This is a genomic window from Amycolatopsis keratiniphila subsp. keratiniphila (genome assembly GCF_001620365.2).
Taxonomy (GTDB): Bacteria; Actinomycetota; Actinomycetes; order Mycobacteriales; family Pseudonocardiaceae; genus Amycolatopsis; species Amycolatopsis keratiniphila.
Genome location: NZ_LQMT02000030.1, coordinates 186,354 through 206,364, shown reverse-complemented (window position 1 = coordinate 206,364; position 20,011 = coordinate 186,354). Strand labels below are relative to the sequence as shown.

Genomic DNA, 20,011 nt, shown 5'->3' with positions numbered 1-20,011 from the left:
GGTAGTCGACCAGGGCGAATGTGGCCCGCGCCACCGGCATACCCTGGATGGGTGGCGAGATGGACCGGAGAATGGCTGCCCGGAGCCGGTGACGAGACGACTGCCGGTGGCGAGGGTACGCAGCGGTGGCGTGGCGAGCGACTCGGCTTGCCCCAATCAGGTGTCGGTTCGGTAGCAGGCGGCGGCGCGCGCCTTCTCGGGCTGATCATCGATCTGGTTCTCGCCTCGCTGGTCACGACCATCTTCGTGACTCCCAGCCTTCAGGATCCGGCTGTCATGCAGACCTTCAACCTCTGGTCGGTCGGCGTCTGGGCGGCGATCACGGTCATTCCCGCAGCCTTCTTCGGCTTCACCCCCGGTATGGCGGTGGTCGGGATCCGCGTCGCCAGGCTCGACGGCGCGCAAATGATCGGAGTGTGGCGTGCGGTCGTGCGCGCGGCACTGACGTTCGTGATCATTCCGGCCGCGATCCGCAACATCGACGGCCGAAGCTGGCTCGACCGGCTGACCGGGACCGTCGTGATCCGTATGCGATGACCTCGGAGGGGAGCAAGGGACCTTTGCTCTCGCCGGGGCGTGCCGCGGTCTGACCGGCCGTGGTCAGGCGGCCGGTGCCGCGGGAGCGCTTCCTAGGTCCGGTGGCGGGCGTTGCCGAGCGCGGCGGTGCGCCGCTCGTAGCTCCTGGATCACCACCAGCGGCTCGTCACGCAGCTGTGCCGGGCCTACCAGGACGACAATGAGCCCTGGAGCGGCCAGCGCTGGAATTTTGGGCGACTTATCCGGTTCGAGAGAGGCCTCGTCGTGGCGGACCTGCAAGGCGACGCCGACCTGCGACCACCAGGCGTCGGCGACTCCGACCACCGCTCCGTCCGACGTCCGTAGCTCCGCCCTCCGCGTGGCTGTGGGCAGACCGCTGCGCTCCAGCACGGACTCCAACCACTGCTCGATGGCGGAGTCGACCCCGTCTTGGAGGGCATTGACGACGATCCGGGGGAGTGCGGAGCCGATCGTGCTGGCCTGGGCAAGCTCGGCTCGAAGCTCCTCCGGAGTGCAGAGCCCGCGATGGACCGCGTCGTGGATCATGGCCCGCACCGAGTTGAGCTCATCCATCCGTCGTGCCGCGTCGATCAGGGCCCGGGCGAGCGGAGCGACGGGGAGTCCGTCGATCTCTACTGGTTCCGGCAGATGGATCGTTCGTTCCACGACAGCGAATCCCCAGGTGGCCACTTTGCTCCGGTGGGGGATCAAGGTGTGCGCACGTCTTTCTGGTGGGAGTCTTCGTACTCCGTACAACCTGGCGGCCTGTACGCCGGTGAGCATCGCCTCCGGGCCCGCGTGAGTCAGCGCGACTTTCAAGCTCTGATGCTTGGTCGGCGTGGTGTTGGTGAGGAGGATGACGCCGGGTATGGGACGTCTCCACGGACCGCCTTCTCGGCAATATCGAGAGATCGAGGAGTGTGAATAGCCCAGGGCGACAAGTTTCGCCCGGGCGGCTACGCCGTCCGGGAACATCGCTGCCAGCATCTTCTGCCGGGCGCTTGAGGTTTTGTCCACGCAGTGATCATGCGACCACCCACCGACAGTTTTTCGCCCGAAGACGGATCAGGGGTCCTTTGCTACCACCTAGCGGTAGCAAAGGACCCCTGATTCTCGTTTGGTCAGCGGCGGCGGATGGTGCGTTGGACGTTGCGCATCTTCGCGCTGGCGGGCATCGGGCCCTTGGGCATGGCCGCACCGCGGCTGCCGAGGGCGGCCAGCTTCGCTTCCAGCGCGTCGACCTGGGCGGGCTTGAGGTTGCGCGGAAGCTTCATCAGGTAGCCCTGGAGCTTCTTCAGTGGCACCTGCTGCTCTTCGTTCCCGATGATCACGTTGTAGATCGGGGTCTCACCGATCAAGCGGGAGACACGCTTCTTCTCCTGCGCGAGCAGGGACTTCACGCGGTGCGGCGCTCCCTCGGCGACGAGCACGACACCCGGGCCGCCGAGCACTCGGTGCACGGCGTCGAGCTGGGTCGTGGCCGCCACGGTCGGCGTCACCTTCCAGCGGCCTCGCATGTTCTCGAGCGCCCAGGCCGCAGCGCCGGGCTGCCCGTCGGCCTTCGAGTACACGGTCTTCTGAACCCGCCTGCCGAAGATGATCACAGCGGCGAGCGCGCCGAGCAGGATGCCCAGCGGCAGCACGACCCAGTGGACGTCGAAGATGAACCCGATGCCGAACACGACACCGGTGATGACCAGGAGCGATCCGACCATCCAGGGGATGAGCGCCTTGTCTTCCTTGCGCTGCATCTTGAAGGCCTCGAAGATCTGCCCGCGGCGAGCCTTGCTCGCGGCGCGCTTCTCCTTCTTGGCCAGCTTCGCTGCTTCCTTGTCCTGCTTTCCCGCCATGTGACCAGGATACGGCCGCGTGCCCTGCGCCGAACCCGTCGGGCCCTCTGCGAGGATCGGGGCGTGGTTAGCGCATCGTCCCCGAAGAGTCGTCCAGGCCTGCTCGATGGGCTCGATCCCGAGCAGCGCGCCGCCGCCTGCGCGCCGAGGGGGCCGGTCTGTGTCCTCGCGGGAGCGGGGACCGGCAAGACGAGGACGATCACGCACCGCATCGCCCACCTGGTCCGTTCCGGGCACGTCGCCGCTGGTCAGGTGCTCGCGGTCACCTTCACGACCCGCGCGGCGGGCGAGATGCGCACGCGTCTTCGGGGGCTGGGTGTCGACGCCGCCCAGGCGCTCACCTTTCACGCCGCCGCTCGCCGCCAGCTTCGCTACTTCTGGCCGCAGGTGGTCGGTGACCGGCCGTGGGAGCTCCTCGAGAACAAGTTCCGGTACATCAGCCAAGCCGCCAACAAGGCCGGACTCGGCACCGAGACGGAGCTCCTGCGCGACCTAGCCAGTGAGATCGAGTGGAGCAAGGCCTCTTTGGTATCACCGGACGACTACCCGACGATCGCCGCGCGCACGCAGCGGGACACACCGGCTCCCGCGTCGCAGGTCGCGGAGGTCTACCGCAACTACGAGAAGGTCAAGAACGCCGCGCAGGTGCTCGACTTCGACGATCTGCTCCTGCACACCACCGCAGTCCTCGAGGAGCACACGGTGGTGGCCCAGGAGTTCCGTGAGCGCTACCGCTGCTTCGTCGTCGACGAGTATCAGGACGTCACCCCGCTGCAGCAGCGGTTGCTCGACGCCTGGCTCGGCGGCCGCGACGATCTGACCGTCGTCGGCGACGCCAACCAGACCATCTATTCGTTCGGTGGGGCTTCCCCCCGTCCGCTGCTGGAGTTCACACGGAGGTTTCCCGAGGCGACGGTCGTGCGGCTCGAACGGGACTACCGGTCGACTCCGGAGGTCGTGGCTCTCGCCAACCAGGTGATCGGTGCCGCGCGTGGCCGTCCTGCGGGGTCGAGGTTGAAACTGATCGGCCAGCGTCCTTCCGGGCCCGTCCCGCGGTTCGCCGAATATGACGACGAGACCGCCGAGGCCGCGGCCGTCGCCCGCAGGATCCGTGATCTCCTCGACAGCGGAGTGGCGGCCAGCGAGATCGCCGTGCTCTACCGCGTCAACGCCCAGTCGGAGGCTTACGAGCAGGCCCTGGCCGAGATGGGGATCCCGTACCTGGTCCGTGGCGGCGAGCGGTTTTTCGCCAGGGCGGAGGTCCGGCAGGCGATGTCCGCGTTGCGGATGGCGTCGACCGACGCCGACACCGGCGAACTGGTGACTCGGGTCCGCTCCGTGCTCGCGAAAGTAGGGCTTACGGACCAACCTCCCGCCGGAGGCGCGGCAAAAGAGCGATGGGACGCGCTTCTCTCGATCGTCGAGTTGGCCGAGGAACTGGCCTCCACCGTCGACGACGCGGATCTGCCGCGTTTCGTGGCAGAGCTCGAGCAGCGGGCGACAGCGCAGCACCCGCCCACGGTGGAGGGCATCACCCTGGCGTCGCTTCACGCGGCGAAAGGGCTCGAATGGGACGCTGTGTTCCTTGTGGGGCTCGCCGAGGGGACCATGCCGATCCTCCATGCGGACGGCGATGAGGCGGCCATCGAAGAAGAGCGCCGCCTCTTCTATGTCGGTGTCACTCGGGCGCGAGAGCACCTCTCGCTCTCGTGGGCCTTGGCCAGGACATCGGGAAATCGCCGCAACCGGCGCCGCAGCCGCTTCCTCTACGGCCTCATCCCCGAAGATCATCCGGCGGCGAGGGTTGCTCGCTCACAGCAGCCGAAGCAGCCCGGAAACAAAGCTCGGTGCCGAGTGTGCGGCGGGCCGTTGCCGGAGACTCTCGACATCAAGCTGGGCAGGTGCTCCCGTTGTCCGTCCAACGTGGATGAGCAGCTGCTCGAGAAGCTGAAGTCTTGGCGGGGGGAGCGCTCGCGTGAGCTCAAAGTGCCGGCCTTCGTCGTTTTCACGGACGCGACGCTGGTCGCCATCGCCGAGCAGCGGCCGACGGACGATACGGCGTTGTGCGCCATCTCCGGGATCGGCGCGACGAAGCTCGAACGCTTCGGAGCGGAGGTTCTCGACGTCGTACGGGCGTCGGTGGAGTCTTGACCGCGTTCCAGGCATGATCCACGCGGCGAACCTGCTGCTCAGAGCCGATCTTCGCAACTTCGACGGATTTTCTGGGAAATAAGTTGCCCCGGTGCGGCCGGTGGCAATAACCTGCAGGTACCGGGCGGGAAGAGCCCGGACTGGGGAAGAACATCTACAACACAGCGTAGACCGCAGGGCGGTTCGCGCGCGACAGAGAAAGGTGGTGCCGGTGAAATGACGATCAACATGATGCTCACGAACCCTGGCACCCGTCTGTCCTGCGTCGCGGATGTCCCGCAGGCTCAGCGCCAGGGCACCTTTGTGCCTGTGAGCATCCTCGCCGCCCGCGGCACCCAGCGTTTCGACCTCGGCCGGATCGCCGCTGAAGAAACCTTCTCGCACGCCGCCGCCTTCGGTGGGGCGTACGAGAACGGTGGCGTCGATCTGCCGGTCATCAAGCAGTTCCGTGTTCCGTTGTCCATACGGGAGCGAAGTTCCTGACCTAGTCAGGACGAGAGGCTCACGAAGGCCGCGGAACCGGTTACCGGATCCGCGGCCTTCGTGTTTTTGCTGCACAAACAAGTTGGCTGCACAACCTAATTGGGGTTCAGCGTTGTCCAGTTCCACCGTGAGTACGAAATCCGTTACGGCACAGAGGAGTGCACTTATGTCATCGGCCATTGCTTTCGCGCCGGGGGAGGCTCTGCCTTTCGCCGACGCCGGCGTCGTGGACCTGCTCGACGCCATCGACTCGCCTGAGTCGATGCTTCCCTGCCGTTCGGGTGACGCGGACCTCTGGTTCGCCGAGTCGCCGGCAGAGCTCGAGCGGGCGAAGGCGTTCTGCGCGGACTGCCCGGTCCGTTCCGCTTGTCTCGCGGGTGCCCTTTCCCGGCGTGAGCCGTGGGGTGTCTGGGGTGGCGAGATCTTCGAGCGTGGCGTCGTCGTCGCGCGGAAGCGGCCCCGTGGCCGCCCCCGGAAGAACCCGGTCGTCGAGCCCGCCGCCGAGGCCCGCCCCGTCGCGCGCAAGGTCGAGCGGAGCGCTGCGGCATGACCGTCGAACTCATCACCACCAGGGATTACGAGGCGCTGACGGGAACTCACGCGCCGACCGAATTGAACGAGATCAAGGTCGAGGAGACCAGCGAAATGTTGCTTTATGAAGAACTGTCCAGGGCTCGAATACGAGACCTCGAGGAGGGAGTCCGCGCGCAGCGGGCTCGAAGCGGCCCGCGCGCCGCACGCAGGTGGACCAAGGTCGCCCGCTGGGCGGCCAGGCGAGCCGAGCGCCTTCAGGCCTGACCACTCGGGGGAGCGGGGGACCTTTGCTACCACCAGCGCGGTGGTAGCAAAGGTCCCCCGCTCCCTTTTGGGGCGTGGCGCGGCTCGGCTTGGTGTTCACTGGGGGAATGGCCGTACACACGCACGACGACATCGACTGGGCCGATCGGCTTCGATCGCTTCGCATGGCTGAGGCACTCGACGCCGAGCCGATGCGGGAGGCGGCTCGACGGCTGCTGAAGGGCATGCCGGATGGCCCGACCATCCTCGACGTCGGTTGCGGCGCGGGCGGGATGAGCGTGCTCTTCGCCGAGGAGCTCGCTTCCGTCGGTGCCAAGATCGTGCTGGTCGACGCGACCGAGCACCTGCTCGCCGAGGCGCACCGCGTCGTCCGCGCGGCCGCGGGCGACAGAGCCACCGTCGAGACGATCCACGCGGACGTGGCCGATGACGCGTTGGCCGCCAAGCTTCCTCCCGCCGATCTGGTCTGGGCTTCCCGCGTGGTCCATCACCTGCCCGATCAGCAGGCGGCCATCGACACCCTCGCCCGCGCCGGCGGCCTGGTCGCCATCTCCGAGGGTGGCCTGGACTTCAACTGTCTCCCTTGGGATCTCGGCATCGGCCGTCCCGGGCTCGAGGACAGGCTGCTCGCCGCGCGCGGCGAGTGGTTCGCCGAGATGCGGGCAGGGATTCCCGGCTCCGTGCCCATGCCCTACGGCTGGAATGTCGCGCTTCATCAGGCAGGCCTCACCGACATCGACTCCTTCGGCGTGCTCATCCACCATCCGGCGCCCGGACCGGACCTGCTGCGGGAGTTCATCGTCGAGCGGCTGACCTGGCTGAGCGAGGTGGCAGGTGACCGCCTCGCCGATGATGACCACGAGACCGTTGCCGCGTTGGTGGATCCAGCGAATCCGGCCTTCCTCGGCGCGCGCCAGGACCTGTTCCTGCAGGGAGCGAAAACGATCCATTGCGGACGGCGGTCGTGAACGACCCGCTCGGCTGCTCGTTGTGCGGCCGGATCCGCGGCGTCGACGAGGAGCCGGCGCAGACGCTCGCTTGGGTTTCCACCCGTGAGAAGAACGTCGTGCGCTGGATGTGCCCCGTCTGCGCTCGCCGCCACACCCGCGACATCGAGGGAAAGCTGCCGGACGAGTACTGGTGAACCTCTCAGGCCGCGTCGATGCGGCCGATCGTACGAACCTTCGGCCTCGGTGTCCGTGCCGCTTCGGCGAACGCCCTGACGAGCTCGGCCGCGACTTCCATCGGCACCTTCCTCATCTGGTCGATGGTGCAGCGCACCAGTACTGTGCCGGTCGCGGTCAGCGCCAGCGGGTGGAAGTTCGCGGCGCCCTGTTTCGGGGCACGGAACTGCCACGCCATGCCGATGTCGTCCCACCAGGCATCGGCGGTGCCGATGGGGCGCCCTCGCCGGTCGCAGAGCGTCGTGTTCCACGAGGGCGACGGCAGCGGACAGCCTCTGAGGACCTTCTGCGCCAGCCCATGCGCGTACGTCTCTTCGGGATCGACGCGCCGCAAGGCCGCCCGCACCGCGGCCGAACCCCGTCGGTTGCCGGAATCGAGCTCCTCGCTGAGTTCGTCGAGCGTGCACAGGCCCCAATACAGCGGCAGCGTGATCAGTTCGTCGATTCGCGAGGGGTCGAGCTCCAACCGGGCGAGATCGAGCGCGGCCCTGGCCGGTGGGGCGAACGGAACACCGTCGATCAAGGTCGGCGGCGGCATCCGCGTGGTTCTTCGCGGCAGCATGCCGGGCTCCGCGGGCACGCGGCGGTACTCGGGGACAAGGAGATGGACCTCCCGCGTCACCGGGCACTCGACGCCTCGTGCGCGTAGCGCGTCGGCACCCGTCACCACCACGTCCGGCCCGAACCGTGCGACAGCGGCTTGCAGCAGCTGAAGGCGGGTGGGCGCGGCGTCGCGCAACAGGATCACACCCGGCATCAGCCTTCGCCAAGGACCGCCCGGGCCACAGAGCTTCGCGGCGTAGCGCGCGGTGACGCCCGCCTTGCGCAGCTCGCGGCTGGTGATGATCCCGGATTCGCTGGTGTTACTGAGCGCCATGAGTCGGGCGCTTCGTGTAATGGTCATGAATCGAGGATGACCGCTGGGCCGACCGGGTGGAACCGCTTCCGCGAACTTGTGGACAACTCGCCCGGGCGAGCCCGTTTTCCGCTCAGTCGCAACGTTCCCTGTGGATAACTTTCTCAGGCCGCGAAGCCCGGCTGCCAGCGTTCGACGATCGCGCGGGCGGGGATCTCGGCGTCGAGCTGGCAGAGGATGCCGGTCGATCCGGCGGTCACCCGGTGGATCATCAGGTACTCGGGCGGGAGGTTGAGGGAGCGGCCGATCCGGAAATCCCGGCCGCGGGTGTCGCCGACCCGGCCCGCCTGCCGTTGCATCCAGCGGCGGGTGAAGTGGAACGTGTCCCCTGCCAGCGGTTCGGTGAATGGGGCCAGGTAGGCGAGTACGTCGTCGGCCCGCAGATCCGCGTCGGCCCGGATGAAGCCGGACTCCCTGAGCAGCCGCATCAGCTTCGCGGACTCACCGTCGAGCGCCAGCCGGGTCATCTCGCCGAGGTGCTGCGGAATCCCCTCCGGTAGCCTGGACACTCCGCCGAAGTCGATGACACACAGCCTGCCGTCGGCGGTCAGCATGAAGTTGCCGGGGTGAGGGTCCGAATGCAGGAGCCGGGCTCGCTCAGGGGACGAGTAGTGGAACTCGGTGAGCAGGCGGCCGGCGCGGTCCCGGGTCTCCTTGTCGCCGCCGGCGATGATCTTCGAAAGCGGTGTGCCGGTGGCCCACTCCGTGACGACGACCTTCGGCGCACTGGCGACCACACGGGGGATCAGGAAGCCAGGGACGCCTTCGAACGCCTTCACGAAGTCACGCTGATTCTGGGCTTCCGCCTGGTAATCGAGCTCTTCGTTCATCCGTTCGGCGAGTTCCGCCAGGAGCGGTTTCACCTCGGTCCCCGGAACGAAGGCCTGGAACAACCTGCTGAAACGCTGGAGCTGCCGAAGGTCGCTCCGCAAGGCGTCGTCGGCCCCCGGGTACTGCACCTTGACGGCGACTTCGCGACCGTCGTGCCAGGTCGCGCGGTGGACCTGGCCGATGCTCGCGGACGCGGCGGGCTGGTCGTCGAAGGCCGCGAATCGCTGCCGCCAGGTGCGCCCCAGCTGCTCGGCGAGGACTCGATGGGTCTGCCGGGTGGGCATGGGCGGCGCGGCCGCCTGAAGCTTCGTCAGGGCCTCGCGGTAGGGCTTCGCCATCTCGTCCGGCACTGCGGCCTCGAAGACGCTGAGCGCCTGGCCGAACTTCATGGCGCCGCCTTTGAGCGTGCCAAGGACCTCGAAAAGCTGCTCCGCGGCCTTGGCCGACAGCGTCGCGCTGACCTCTTCGGCGCTTTGCCCGGTCAGCCGCCTGCCCCAGCCGCCGACCGCCCGTCCCGCTATGCCGAGGGGGATACTGGCCAGCTTCGCCGTTCGCGCGGCCCCGTTGCGGGGGATGGCGGCGTCACGGTCCTCGGCGTTGCGGGAGTCGGTCACCTTCGCGATTCTGCCTTGATTCACTGCGCCCGCGCAGCCTGTTGAGGGAGTGTGTGTGGGCTACGTCGCTCGCCCTATCACCGGGCGCCGCACCCGCATCCGGTGTGCGGCGGCCAGTCGCGGTGCCGGATCGTGCCGTCGAAGAAGTCGATCTCCAGCGTCGCGTTCCACGCGGGCGGAGTCCGGTCGCCGGGGGTCAGGAGCCGGAGCGCCTGTGCGGCGGCCAGCGCGGCGCACGCGTGGACGGCGCCGAGGTCCGGCTGCTGCACATGTCCCGCGAGCTGGCTCGCGACCCTCGGCCAGGAGTCGTCGCGGCCGGCACGGTGCAGGTCGGCGCAGCGCAGGCAACTGCTGCGGCCGGGCACCACGAGCGGTCCGACGATGCCGATCCCGTCCCGGACACGTACCGGGAGGTGGTTGACCCCGTCACGGACGAGCTCCTCGACCAATTCGGGTGCCGGGACCACGGCGTCGGTGAGCAGGACGAGCTCCGGCCGTCGGTCCGAATAGAGCCGGGTGGTCGCCGTGTCCGTCCCGGTGCGGTGCACCACCTGGACCAGCGCCTCCCGGCGGGGCATGCCGATTTCGGCTTCGGTGTAGCCCGAGCCCAGGTCACGTTCGGAAACCGTGCCCGTCGCCCGGACGTCGATGTGCCCGACGCCGCTGTTGGCGAGCAGGACGGCGATGGCCACGGCCAGCCTGCCGTCGCCGTGGATCGCCACCGCGGTGCGCCTGCGGCGTGCCGCCATCGCGGCCTGATGGTGACGGGCGCGAAGCGGCCAAAGTCCTGTCTCCGGTCTCGGTCTCGGATGCCGTTCCGACTGTCCCGCGTCGGTCAGGAGTCCTCGGGCCGTCAGGTCCGTCATCAGGTCCCGCAGCTGTTCGTCGTGTTCGCTCTGCGCGAGCACGATGTCGTCCGCGGCCCGCTTTCCGTCCAGTCCGCGGACGGCTTCGGCCACCTCGGTGGCGACTCCGGCGACCACCACGGCGTGTGCCGGGTCGAGGCCGATCTGGATCTCGCCGTTTCCCCGTTCCAGCACATCCAGGCCGGGAAGCAGGGCGGGGAAGGCGGGAAGGATGATCGATCGCAGATCGGGTTCGCGCAGGTTCATGATCGCAGGATCGCACCCACCCGCTGCCTCGCCGTCCGAAAGAACGCGAGTTATCCACAGGTTGACCCCGTTGTGGACAACTGGAGGCTGTGACCTTTCGGCGCTCGGAGTTGTCGGTGACTGGCCTTACCGTGGTCGAGTGGTCGAAGCACGGACGCCCTCATTGAGGGGCCGGGACACGACGAATCCGTCGGACACTCCCGAACACAAGGTCGAGGTACGGCGTAGCCAACGCCGTCACCGGACCGTCACCGCGTACTGGGACGAGGACACCCTCGTCGTGCTGATCCCTGCCCGGATGACCCGGGCCGAGGAGAAGCACTGGGTTGCCGAGATGCAGCGCAAGCTGCTGCGCAAAGGCCCGCGGCAGGCCGCGCCGCCGAAGGCCTCCGACGAGGCGCTGCTGGCGCGCTGCGCCGTGCTCTCGGCGAAATATCTGGACGGAAAGGCGATACCCGCGAGCGTTCGCTGGGTGCCGCCGATGAGGACGAGGTGGGCGTCCTGCACGCCGGTCGACGCGACGATCAGAGTCAGTGATCGTCTGCGCCGGGTGCCGGGGTGGGTGCTGGACTACGTCCTCGTGCACGAACTCGCGCATCTGAAGGAACCAGGGCACAACGCGGCGTTCTGGGAGCTCGTTCGCCGTTATCCCAAGACCGAACGCGCCATCGGCTACCTGGAGGGCTTGTCCTCCGCCGCCGGTTGGGGCATCGCGGCGGAGGACTGACGTGCCTCAGCTCTCGTCTTCGTCGCCCTTGGGCTTGTTCTTCTCGCGCTCGGTGCGTTCGATCTCGGCGATCGGGTCGATGCCTTCGAGCGTCGACTCGCCGTCGCCGAGGCGTTCGGAGAAGTCGAGCGGCTCGTCGAGGTCTTCGGCGGTCGGCATCAGGTCGGGGTGGGACCAGAGGCCGTCGCGCTTCTCGATGCCGTGCTGGTCGCCGACGAGCTTCCACAACGAGGAAGCCGCCCGCATCCGCCTGGGCCGGAGTTCGAGCCCGACCAAGGTGGCGAAGGTCTGCTCGGCGGGACCACCGGTGGCCCGGCGACGGCGCAGCGTCTCCCGGAGCGCGTCCGCGCCCGGCAGCCGGTCGCCGATGGCCTCGGCGACCACGACGTCGACCCAGCCTTCGACCAGTGCGAGCAGGGTCTCCAGGCGGTTCAATGCCGCCTTCTGCTCGGGCGAGGTCTGCGGCTCGAGCAGGCCGGACGACATGGCCTCTTCGATGCTGGCCGGGTTCGACGGGTCGATCCGGCCCGCGAGCTGTTCCAGTGCCGAAGTGTCGACGGAGATGCCGTTCGCGAATTCCTCGACCGTGGCCAGCAGCCGCTGCCTCAGCCAGGGGACATGGGCGAACAGCCGCTGGTGGGCGGCCTCGCGTGCGGCGATGAAGACCAGCACCTCGCTGGTCGGCAGCTCCAGGCCCTCGGTGAACTTCTCGATGTTCGCCGGCAGCAGCGCGGAGGTGGCCGCGGGGCCCAGCGGAAGGCCGACCTCGGTGGAGGTGAGCACTTCGGAAGCCAACTGAGCCAGGGCGTTGCCGAGCTGGGAGCCGAAGGCCATCCCGCCCATCTGCCCCATCATCGAGAGCAGCGGACCGGCGGCCTGCTTGGCCTCCTCGGGCAAGGCCTGGACCCACGCGCCCGAAACCTGCTGGGCGACGGGGTCGCAGAGGCGCTGCCAGGTCGGCAGGGTCTTCTCGACCCAGGTGCGTGCGGACCATGCGACGGTCGAGGTGGCTCCGGCGGGCAGGATCGTCGCGGCGTCGAGCCATAGCTCTGCCAGGTGGGCGGCGTCACGGACGGCCGTGCTCGAGTCGCCGCCAGTGGACGACGAAAAGCCGAGCTTGACGTCTCCGCTGTCGCTGCCGCTGAGGTTCTGCAACGCGATCTGTTTCGCCAGGTCGTAGTTGACCGGCCCGGTCGAGCTGCCGGCCTGGCTGAGCATCTGGCCCAGCTGGCTGAGCATCTGACCGAGCTGATTGAAGGCCTCGGCGCCGGAGGGCTGGCCGCCGGAATCCGACGGCTCGTTCTCGCCTCGTTTGTCGGGATCGGGCGGTCCGAAGCCGAACGGGGGTTTGCTCATGGCACCACCGTACGCGGGTCCCGGGATTCACAGCTCGTCAAGTGGAGTGATGAGCGTGGCCTTCACCGAGAAGCGAACACGGTCACCGTACGCTGTCACGCGTGACAGAGCCCTCGGAGGAGACCACAGGAGCGCGGAGCCGTTCGGGCTCCGCGGGTGACCAGGACCGCTCCGAACGGCGGCTGACCCGGCGCGGCTGGACGCTGCTGGTCAGCGGCGGGTTGTTCGTCGTCTTCGCGCTGGTCGGGTTCTTCATCCCGGTGCCGTATGTGGCGATCAGCCCCGGTCCGACGTACGACACCCTGGGCAAGGACGCCGCCGGGCAGTCCGTGATCCAGGTCAACGGGCACGAGATCTTCCAGACCTCCGGCGAACTGCGGATGACGACGGTTTCCCTGCGCGATGGCGGTATCACGCTGTTCAACGCGCTCGGGCTCTGGGCGAGCGGCCGGTACGCGCTGGCGCCGCGCGAGGAGTACTTCAAGCCCGGTGAGACCAACGAGCAGGTCCGCCAGGAGAACATCCAGCAGCTCCAGGACTCGCAGACCGCCGCTCAGGTCGCCGCGCTGCGCCGCAAGTTCCCGGTGAAGGTGCTCGCGAAGACGATCGTCTCCGGCAGCCCCGCGGACAAGGTGCTCGCTCCGGGAGACCGGCTTCTGGTGGTCAACGGGGCGACGGTGAAGGAAGCGACCGACGTGCGGGCCGCTCTGAACGGGACGAAGCCCGGGCAGACCGTCCAGATCACTTTCAAATCCGATGGGCAGGCCGAGCGCACCGTGCCGCTCACGCTCGCGCAGCGGCCCGACGGGCCGGAAGGCTTCATGGGCCTGACGGCGGTGGACCGCGCGGACGTTCCCTTCGACGTCAAGATCTCGCTGCAGGATGTCGGCGGACCGTCGGCGGGCCTGATGTTCGCGCTCGCGATTGTCGACAAGATGGAGCCCGGCGACCTTGCCGGTGGCAGGCACATCGCCGGAACGGGCGAGATCTCGGAGAAAGGCGTCGTCGGCGCGATCGGCGGCATCTCGTTCAAGGTGGTCGGCGCCCGCGAGGCCGGCGCCACCGACTTCCTCGTACCCGCGCACAACTGTGCCGAGGCGAAGACCGCCGCGCCCGATGGCCTGAACCTGATCAAGGTCTCCACGCTGGATGAGGCGATCACTCAGCTCGAGAACCTCAAGGCGGGGCGCCCCACCGCCTCCTGCTGACCGCTGGGGGAGCAAGGGACCTTTGCTACCACCCGTGCGTCTCGGGCCGGTGGTAGCAAAGGTTCCTTGCTCTCTTTTCGCAGGTCAGGGCAGCAGGGTCGCCTTCAGGGCTTCCAGCAGGTTGGGGGCCAGCTCCGGGTTCTCGATGATCTCGTCGACAGGGACGTCGCCGGGCTCTTCGGCCTTCCCCGCGCCGCGAAGCCGCATGACGCATGCTCCGGCACCATCCCGCAGGACGGCCGCGACGAGCCGGGCCTCGGTCCGGCGCGGGTGGTCGGCGGCCGCTTGACGCAGACGTTCGGCATCGGACTCGGGCACGACGGGAAGCTCGGCTTCGGCGTCCGGCGGCAGCACGATGATCTCCTGCGCGAGCGCGCAGCCCAGGACCAGATCGGGCCACGCGATCTGCGCCAGCGCTTCACCCAGGTCGCCCTCCGGCAGCGACTCCTGCGCGACCGGCGTCAGCGGGGCCGACGGATCGAGCTGTCCGGCCAGTTCGGGCTGCTCGTCCAGCAGCGCCGCGGTCGGGACCAGCGCGAACAACTGCGGCGGCTGATCCCATCCTCCGGAGGCGACGAACTCCTCGACTTCGCGGGCCAGGCCGGCCACGCCCTGCTGCTCACTCGGTGCCATTGGCACATCGTTCCAGGCGGCCGGGGCAGCGGCGTCCCGAGTCCGGTTTGGGCGGGTTCCGGGAACTTCCGACGGCATCCGTAGAGTTAGAGCATCAGGGGCCGCACGCGGTACGCGCGCCCCTGCGAAAAGTTCACCAAACCAGGAGCGTGTGCAGTGGCCACTCGGCCCCCCGTGAGCCTGCCGAAGCTGTCCCGGCGCAGCCGGATCCTGCTCATCATCGCCGCCGTAGTCATCCTGGCCCTGCTGCTGGGCGCGAGACTGCTGGACACCTATGTCGACTGGTTGTGGTTCGGCGAGGTCGGCGCCCGGACGGTCTTCAGCACGGTGTTGATCACCCGTGTCATCTTGTTCTTCGCCGTCGGGCTCCTGGTGGGTGGCTCGCTCGCGGTCAGCTTGATGATCGCGTACCGGTCGCGGCCCGTCTTCGTGCCTATTTCCGGCAACGACGATCCGCTCGCGCGTTACCGGTCGGCGATCGTCGGCCGGATCCGTCTTTTCGGCATCGGCATCCCGGTGCTCACCGGGCTCATCGCCGGCGCTTCCGCGCAGAGTGACTGGCAGGTCGTCCAGCTGTTCCTGAACGGCACGCGATTCGGGCAGACCGACCCCGAATTCGGCAACGACGTCGGCTTCTACGCCTTCGACCTGCCGTTCTACAACTGGCTCCTGGGCTGGCTGTTCATCTCCGTCGTCATCGCGTTCTTCGGCGCGCTGATCGCGCACTACATCTTCGGCGGCATCCGGCTCGCGGGTAAGGGCGGCCAGCTCGCCGGCCCCACCCGGGCCCAGCTCGCCATCACCATCGGCATCTTCGTGCTGTTGAAGGCGGTCGAGTACTTCTTCGATCGCTACAACCTGCTGCTCTCCGACAGGGGGGCGCCGCTGTTCATCGGTGCGACCTACACCGACCTGAACGCGGTGCTGCCCGCGAAGCTGATCCTTCTGTGCATCTCGGTGATCTGTGCCGTCGCGTTCTTCGCCGGCGCGTTCCTGCGCAACCTGCAGCTTCCCGCGATCGCGCTGGTGCTGCTGATCCTGTCGAACGTGCTCGTCGGCGTCGCGTGGCCGGCCGTGCTCGACCAGTTCTCGGTGCGTCCCAACGCGAACGAGAAGGAGTCCGCGTCGATCCAGCGCAACATGGACGCGACCCGTCAGGCGTTCGGGCTCACCAACGTCGAGTACAAGGACTACACCGGAAAGTCCGAGGCGACCTCCGCGGAGATCAAGGCGGACAAGGGGACCGTTCCGAACATCCGGCTCCTCGACCCGAACATCCTCAGCGACACCTTCACCCAGCGCGTCGGCCGTGAGAACTTCTACGGCTTCCCGTCGAAGCTCGACATCGACCGCTACACCCTCAACGGGGTCACGCAGGACTACATCGTCGCGGCCAAGGAGATCAAGACCGAGGGGCTGACCGGCAACCAGACGAACTGGATCAACAAGCACCTCGTCTACACGCACGGAAACGGCTTCGTCGCCGCGCCCGCCAACACGATCGACCGTGCGCTGAAGGACGCGAACTCCGACGGCGGTTACCCGATCGCCACGACCAGCGACACCCAGAACCCGGCCGGCGCCGGCTCGACCGACCCGAACAAGCCGGGCATCAAGGTGGACGAGCCCCGCATCTACTACGGCGAGCTGGCGACCGACGCCGCGTACGCGATCGTCGGCGGCAAGGCCGGACAGGCGCCCGGTGAGTACGACACCGCCGTCGACCGCGCCTACATCTACAAAGGCTCCGGCGGCGTGCCGATCGACAACTGGTTCAACCGGCTCGTCTTCGCCGCCGAGTACGGCGAGCGGAACATTCTCTTCTCCGACGCGATCGGCGACGGATCCAAGATCATGTTTAACCGCGAACCGCGGGACCGCGTCGCCAAGGTCGCCCCGTGGCTGACCCTCGACGGTGACCCGTATCCGGCGGTCGTCAACGGCAAGATCATCTGGATCGTCGACGGCTACACCACGATGAACAACTTCCCGTACGCCCAGCAGACCCAGCTCGGCCAGGCGACCAACGACTCGCTCAGTGGCACCACCCGCCAGGCGAACTCCTCGCTCAACTACATCCGCAACTCGGTCAAGGCCACCGTCGACGCGTTCGACGGCACCGTGACCCTGTACGGGGTCGAGGACAACGAGCCGGTGCTGAACGCCTGGAAGAACGTCTTCCCGGGCCTGGTCAAGCCGAGCAGCGAGATCTCGCCGGACCTGCGGTCGCACTTCCGCTACCCCGAAGACCTCTTCAAGGTGCAGCGGGAACTCCTGTCGAAGTACCACGTGAACAACCCGGCGGAGTTCTACGCACAGCAGGCCTTCTGGAGCGTTCCGCAGGACCCGACGCAGGAAGGCGGCGTGAACGCGTCCGCATCCGGTGTCGCGAACCAGCCCGGCTACTACGTTCTGGCCACCGTGCCGGGAGACACCAAGTCGCGGTTCCAGCTCACCAGTTCACTGACCGGTCTCCAACGGCAGTACCTGGCGGCCTGGATGTCGGTGTCCTCGGATCCCGAGGACTACGGGAAGATGCGCGTCCTGAGACTGCCGACAGGTGCCAGCGGCTCGACCCAGGTGGACGGTCCCGTCCAGGTCCAGAACAGATTCCAAAGTGACCCGCGGGTCGCGCAGGACCGGACGCTGTTCAACAACCCGAACGTCACGGTCACGTACGGAAACCTGATCACCCTGCCTGTCGCGAACGGCTTCCTCTACGTGGAACCGGTCTACATCCGGCAGCGGAACCAGCTGAGCTATCCGCAGCTGGCTCGGGTCCTGGTCTCCTACGGCACCAAGATCGGTTTCGCGCCGACGCTCAACGAAGCCCTGGACCAGGTCTTCGGCCCAGGCACGGGCTCGGGGGTCACGCCGCCGCAGACCGGAGGCGCACCCGGAACGACCACACCGCCGCCCCCGGGCACCACGACGCCGCAGCCGCCCGCCAGTGGTAACCCGGCGCTCGACAAGGCCGCGGGCGACATGCACGACGCTTGGGTCAAGTTCCGCGCCGCCCAGCAATCCGGCAACTACGCCGACCAGGGTGCCGCCCTGGCCGCGCTCGAAGCCGCTTCGAAGGCCTACGAGGCGGCCAAGGCCAACCCGCCGGCGTCCGGTGCGCCCCCGGCCTCCGGCCAGCCGGGAGGGTGACGTCGCTTACCTAAAGGGCACCTGCTTTGCGCCTGCTCGAAACGCAGGCGTAAGGTAGGTGTCACGACGCGGGGTGGAGCAGCTCGGTAGCTCGCTGGGCTCATAACCCAGAGGTCGCAGGTTCAAATCCTGTCCCCGCTACAGAGGTTGGAGGCTCGTGTCTGCGGAAAGCGCAGACCGGGCCTCCTTCGCATTTGTCCCGGGGGTCGAACCCCCGGACCCCCGCCAGGAGGGCTTCGCCCCCTGGACCCCCGGAGTGAGTGGGTCGCCTCGGTGCCCAGGGTGACGGTGGTAGCGGGGGACCTTTGCTACCACGTGGGAGAGCAAGGGACCTTTGCTACCACGTGGGGGCGGTCCAGCAGGCATAGCCGTCGGGGCGGTACAGGATGGCTTCAGTGCCGGGCCACGGCAGGGACGTGACCAGCTGGGTGGCCAGGCGCGGCGAAGGGGCGTACGCCCGGGCGGCCTCGATGTGGGCCGGAGTGGTCGTCAGGAGCACGAAGCCGCCGTCGCGGAAGAGTGTGCTGGGGCGCAGTGGGCCGCCTTCGGTCGCGACGTCCTCATCGGTCAGCCGTGAGCCGAGCGCGGGATGCGAAGTCCCGTAGGTCGTGTAGCGGATCCCCAGGCCCGAGACCATGCCCGCCAGGTGCTTGCTCACCTCGGGCAGTGTGGCCAGGTCGGCGAAAACGGCGCGAAGCGCGCGAGACGCGTGAGACCGCGGAGTCAGCCCCAGTTGAGCGGCGACGTTGTGCAGCACTGAGCGCCGACAGGATGCCGCTCGGCCTCGTAGGTGTCGAGCAGGTCCTCGCCCGCCCAGCCGTGCACCGTCGCGGTGAGCTTCCAACCCAGATTCATCGCGTCCTGCACGCCCAGGTTCAGTCCCTGGCCGCCTGCCGGGAAATGGATGTGCGCGGCGTCGCCCGCCAGCAGCACCCGCCCGACGCGGTAGTGCTCCGCCTGCGCCGGACATCGTCGGGAGAGACGGCGGCCCGGAGGTTCGCAGGCCGCGAGGCCCGGTCGCCGTACACGAAGCGGTAGAGGCCCGGTTCTCCCAACGGAATCAGGCCCTTGAAGGTGGACGCGCCGGTCGGCTCGCCGACGTTCCGCATCGTTCGCCACTGTTTTTGCGCGCCGTCAGGGATTCTGTCGAACAGGACGTCCGCGACCACGCCGAAACCTTCACCGTCCACACCGGGAAAGTCCAGGCCGAGTCCTTTGCGTACAACACTTCGAGAGCCATCGCAGCCGACGAGGAACTTCGCGTACAGCATGTTCTCGCCGCTGTCTGTTCGGTACCGGACAGAGACAGAGTTCTTGTCCTGCACGAAATCGATTACTTCGGCACTGCGGAGCAACTTTGTTCCTTGTGTGGCAAGCCGTTCCTCCAGGTACTGCTCCAACTCCGCCTGCGGAATCCCCAGCTGGAAAGGAAAACGAGTGTCCCAGCCGTCGTAGCCGACCGGGATCATCGCGAAATGTCCGTCCCGCACCGTCGCGAACGAACGTTCCTCGGCGCCGTCCAGAAGTCCGCGCAGCTCCAGGACTTCCGCCGTGCGCGGCTGCAGGTTCAGTGCCTTCGACAGCTCTGTGCGTTCGTGAAGCCGTTCCAGGACCACGACATCGACGCCGGCGAGCGCGAGTTCGTGGGCCAGCATCAGGCCCGTCGGTCCGGCGCCTGCCACGACCACGTCCTTCCTCGGGTTGTTCATACCACTCCTTAACGACGTTAAATTGACCGTCGCTCCGCTGGAAAGAGGGATGAAAGTGGGTCTGACCAGGCAAGACATCGTCCATGCCGGGCTTCGGCTGCTCAATGACGTCGGGCTCAACGGGCTGACGCTCCGCCTGATCGCGCAGGAACTCGGCGTCAAGGCGCCCGCGCTGTACTGGCACATGAAGAACAAACAGGAGCTGCTCGACGAGATGGCGACGCGGATGTACGCGGACGCGATGCCGGGCCGTGTGCCGGAAGGCATGGGGGAGCAGGAGTCTCTCGAGCTGGCGGCGCGGGCTTTGCGCCGGATGATGCTCGCTTACCGTGACGGGGCGAAGGTCTTCGCCGGGACTTTCCTGACCGACGACAGCCTGCTCGGTGACAATCCGCTGCAGAGCCGGGTCGACGCGGGGCTCGAACCGCACCTGGCCGGCCGGGCATTGTTCACCGTCTACAGCTACGTCATCGGTTTCACCATCGAAGAGCAGGCCGTTTATCCGGTTCCGGGGGAACGGGATCCGCGTTACGGCGCGACGCCCTCGCCCTGGGTCTTCGACGAGGACGTCGAGGGCAGGTTCGGCGACGGGCTGACCATGGTGCTCAACGGCGTCTTCGCCTGGCTGGATGACAAAGTCGCGTCATAAAGGCAGGTCAAGGGCCCCTTGAAGAGTTAAGGGCACCCCCGTGAAACCCGGTTGAGAGCCCGTGTAATCTATTAACACAACGACGCGGGGTGGAGCAGCT

The 20,011-nt window shown here is 67.8% G+C and carries 18 protein-coding genes, 1 tRNA gene and 1 pseudogene; 12 read left to right on the top strand and 8 right to left on the bottom strand.

Annotated elements, in window-relative coordinates; genetic code table 11:
• The first annotated feature begins 51 nt into the window (after positions 1–51).
• The gene (locus tag AVR91_RS29295; protein WP_228709387.1) at positions 52–537 is read left to right on the top strand and encodes an RDD family protein; all 486 of its coding nucleotides are present in this window, start codon (positions 52–54) and stop codon (positions 535–537) included.
• Positions 538–600: 63 nt separating this feature from the next.
• Here AVR91_RS29295 and AVR91_RS43965 read toward each other — a convergent pair whose 3' ends face one another.
• Positions 601–1,203, bottom strand: coding sequence for a hypothetical protein (locus AVR91_RS43965; protein ID WP_228709386.1), 603 nt, complete (start codon positions 1,201–1,203; stop codon positions 601–603).
• 455 nt (positions 1,204–1,658) lie between these two features.
• Positions 1,659–2,387 carry a DUF4191 domain-containing protein gene (locus tag AVR91_RS29285; protein ID WP_063272508.1) on the bottom strand — a complete coding sequence of 243 codons (729 nt, stop codon included), beginning with the start codon at positions 2,385–2,387 and terminating at the stop codon, positions 1,659–1,661.
• A 63-nt stretch (positions 2,388–2,450) separates the two neighbouring features.
• Here AVR91_RS29285 and AVR91_RS29280 point away from each other — a divergent pair, with 63 nt between their 5' ends.
• The 6 genes from AVR91_RS29280 (at position 2,451) to AVR91_RS29255 (ending at position 6,963) form a co-directional block, all read left to right on the top strand.
• Positions 2,451–4,538: an ATP-dependent DNA helicase UvrD2 gene (locus AVR91_RS29280; RefSeq protein ID WP_063272507.1), complete on the top strand. Its 2,088-nt coding sequence runs from the start codon at positions 2,451–2,453 to the stop codon at positions 4,536–4,538.
• Positions 4,539–4,754: 216 nt separating this feature from the next.
• Complete coding sequence (locus tag AVR91_RS29275) at positions 4,755–5,021, top strand: hypothetical protein (protein WP_063272506.1); 267 nt, start codon at positions 4,755–4,757, stop codon at positions 5,019–5,021.
• Positions 5,022–5,187: 166 nt separating this feature from the next.
• Positions 5,188–5,571, top strand: coding sequence for a WhiB family transcriptional regulator (locus AVR91_RS29270; protein ID WP_007033873.1), 384 nt, complete (start codon positions 5,188–5,190; stop codon positions 5,569–5,571).
• Entirely contained in the window at positions 5,568–5,819 is a 252-nt protein-coding gene (locus AVR91_RS29265) for a hypothetical protein (protein ID WP_063272505.1), read from the top strand. The genes AVR91_RS29270 and AVR91_RS29265 overlap by 4 nt, the downstream gene beginning before the upstream one ends.
• A 107-nt stretch (positions 5,820–5,926) precedes the next feature.
• Entirely contained in the window at positions 5,927–6,787 is an 861-nt protein-coding gene (locus AVR91_RS29260; RefSeq protein WP_063272504.1) for a class I SAM-dependent methyltransferase, read from the top strand.
• Complete coding sequence (locus AVR91_RS29255) at positions 6,784–6,963, top strand: hypothetical protein (protein WP_063272516.1); 180 nt, start codon at positions 6,784–6,786, stop codon at positions 6,961–6,963. The genes AVR91_RS29260 and AVR91_RS29255 overlap by 4 nt, the downstream gene beginning before the upstream one ends.
• A gap of 5 nt (positions 6,964–6,968) precedes the next feature.
• Here the strand turns inward: AVR91_RS29255 and AVR91_RS29250 are convergent, their stop codons facing one another.
• From AVR91_RS29250 to AVR91_RS29240, 3 genes are all read right to left on the bottom strand, one after another.
• Positions 6,969–7,880, bottom strand: coding sequence for a hypothetical protein (locus tag AVR91_RS29250; RefSeq protein ID WP_063272503.1), 912 nt, complete (start codon positions 7,878–7,880; stop codon positions 6,969–6,971).
• 143 nt (positions 7,881–8,023) lie between these two features.
• Positions 8,024–9,364 (bottom strand): ABC1 kinase family protein, encoded by a 1,341-nt coding sequence (locus AVR91_RS29245; RefSeq protein ID WP_063272502.1) that lies wholly within the window; start codon positions 9,362–9,364, stop codon positions 8,024–8,026.
• 77 nt (positions 9,365–9,441) lie between these two features.
• Complete coding sequence (locus tag AVR91_RS29240; RefSeq protein ID WP_063272501.1) at positions 9,442–10,476, bottom strand: ThiF family adenylyltransferase; 1,035 nt, start codon at positions 10,474–10,476, stop codon at positions 9,442–9,444.
• Positions 10,477–10,639: 163 nt separating this feature from the next.
• Between AVR91_RS29240 and AVR91_RS29235 the strand changes: the two genes are divergently transcribed.
• Positions 10,640–11,203 carry a M48 metallopeptidase family protein gene (locus tag AVR91_RS29235; RefSeq protein WP_016331633.1) on the top strand — a complete coding sequence of 188 codons (564 nt, stop codon included), beginning with the start codon at positions 10,640–10,642 and terminating at the stop codon, positions 11,201–11,203.
• Between the two features lie 6 nt (positions 11,204–11,209).
• On the opposite strand, the gene AVR91_RS29230 is transcribed toward AVR91_RS29235, so the two are convergent.
• Positions 11,210–12,559, bottom strand: a complete 1,350-nt coding sequence (locus AVR91_RS29230) for a zinc-dependent metalloprotease (RefSeq protein ID WP_063272500.1) — start codon at positions 12,557–12,559, stop codon at positions 11,210–11,212.
• 203 nt (positions 12,560–12,762) lie between these two features.
• On the opposite strand from AVR91_RS29230, the gene AVR91_RS29225 reads away from it, so the two are divergent.
• A complete protein-coding gene (locus tag AVR91_RS29225) occupies positions 12,763–13,767 on the top strand; it encodes a YlbL family protein (RefSeq protein WP_197684810.1) in 1,005 nt (334 codons plus the stop codon).
• Positions 13,768–13,851: 84 nt separating this feature from the next.
• Here AVR91_RS29225 and AVR91_RS29220 read toward each other — a convergent pair whose 3' ends face one another.
• Positions 13,852–14,400, bottom strand: coding sequence for a PPA1309 family protein (locus tag AVR91_RS29220; RefSeq protein WP_063272499.1), 549 nt, complete (start codon positions 14,398–14,400; stop codon positions 13,852–13,854).
• 156 nt (positions 14,401–14,556) lie between these two features.
• Between AVR91_RS29220 and AVR91_RS29215 the strand changes: the two genes are divergently transcribed.
• Complete coding sequence (locus tag AVR91_RS29215; RefSeq protein WP_063272498.1) at positions 14,557–17,553, top strand: UPF0182 family protein; 2,997 nt, start codon at positions 14,557–14,559, stop codon at positions 17,551–17,553.
• Between the two features lie 67 nt (positions 17,554–17,620).
• Positions 17,621–17,694 (top strand) — tRNA-Met (locus AVR91_RS29210).
• A 196-nt stretch (positions 17,695–17,890) separates the two neighbouring features.
• Here the strand turns inward: AVR91_RS29210 and AVR91_RS44610 are convergent.
• Positions 17,891–19,262: pseudogene (locus AVR91_RS44610) on the bottom strand (FAD-dependent monooxygenase).
• Between the two features lie 55 nt (positions 19,263–19,317).
• Between AVR91_RS44610 and AVR91_RS29200 the strand changes: the two are divergent.
• Complete coding sequence (locus tag AVR91_RS29200) at positions 19,318–19,911, top strand: TetR/AcrR family transcriptional regulator C-terminal domain-containing protein (protein ID WP_063272515.1); 594 nt, start codon at positions 19,318–19,320, stop codon at positions 19,909–19,911.
• Positions 19,912–20,011: the final 100 nt, after the last annotated feature.

Excerpts from the sequence above, each read along its gene's own strand:
- AVR91_RS29220 (WP_063272499.1), bottom strand. The coding sequence starts at position 14,400 with ATGGCACCGAGTGAGCAGCAGGGCGTGGCCGGCCTGGCCCGCGAAGTC.
- AVR91_RS29230 (WP_063272500.1), bottom strand. The coding sequence starts at position 12,559 with ATGAGCAAACCCCCGTTCGGCTTCGGACCGCCCGATCCCGACAAACGA.
- AVR91_RS29250 (WP_063272503.1), bottom strand. The coding sequence starts at position 7,880 with ATGGCGCTCAGTAACACCAGCGAATCCGGGATCATCACCAGCCGCGAG.
- AVR91_RS29285 (WP_063272508.1), bottom strand. The coding sequence starts at position 2,387 with ATGGCGGGAAAGCAGGACAAGGAAGCAGCGAAGCTGGCCAAGAAGGAG.
- AVR91_RS29265 (WP_063272505.1), top strand. The coding sequence starts at position 5,568 with ATGACCGTCGAACTCATCACCACCAGGGATTACGAGGCGCTGACGGGA.
- AVR91_RS29270 (WP_007033873.1), top strand. The coding sequence starts at position 5,188 with ATGTCATCGGCCATTGCTTTCGCGCCGGGGGAGGCTCTGCCTTTCGCC.
- AVR91_RS29275 (WP_063272506.1), top strand. The coding sequence starts at position 4,755 with ATGACGATCAACATGATGCTCACGAACCCTGGCACCCGTCTGTCCTGC.
- AVR91_RS29240 (WP_063272501.1), bottom strand. The coding sequence starts at position 10,476 with ATGAACCTGCGCGAACCCGATCTGCGATCGATCATCCTTCCCGCCTTC.
- AVR91_RS29260 (WP_063272504.1), top strand. The coding sequence starts at position 5,927 with ATGGCCGTACACACGCACGACGACATCGACTGGGCCGATCGGCTTCGA.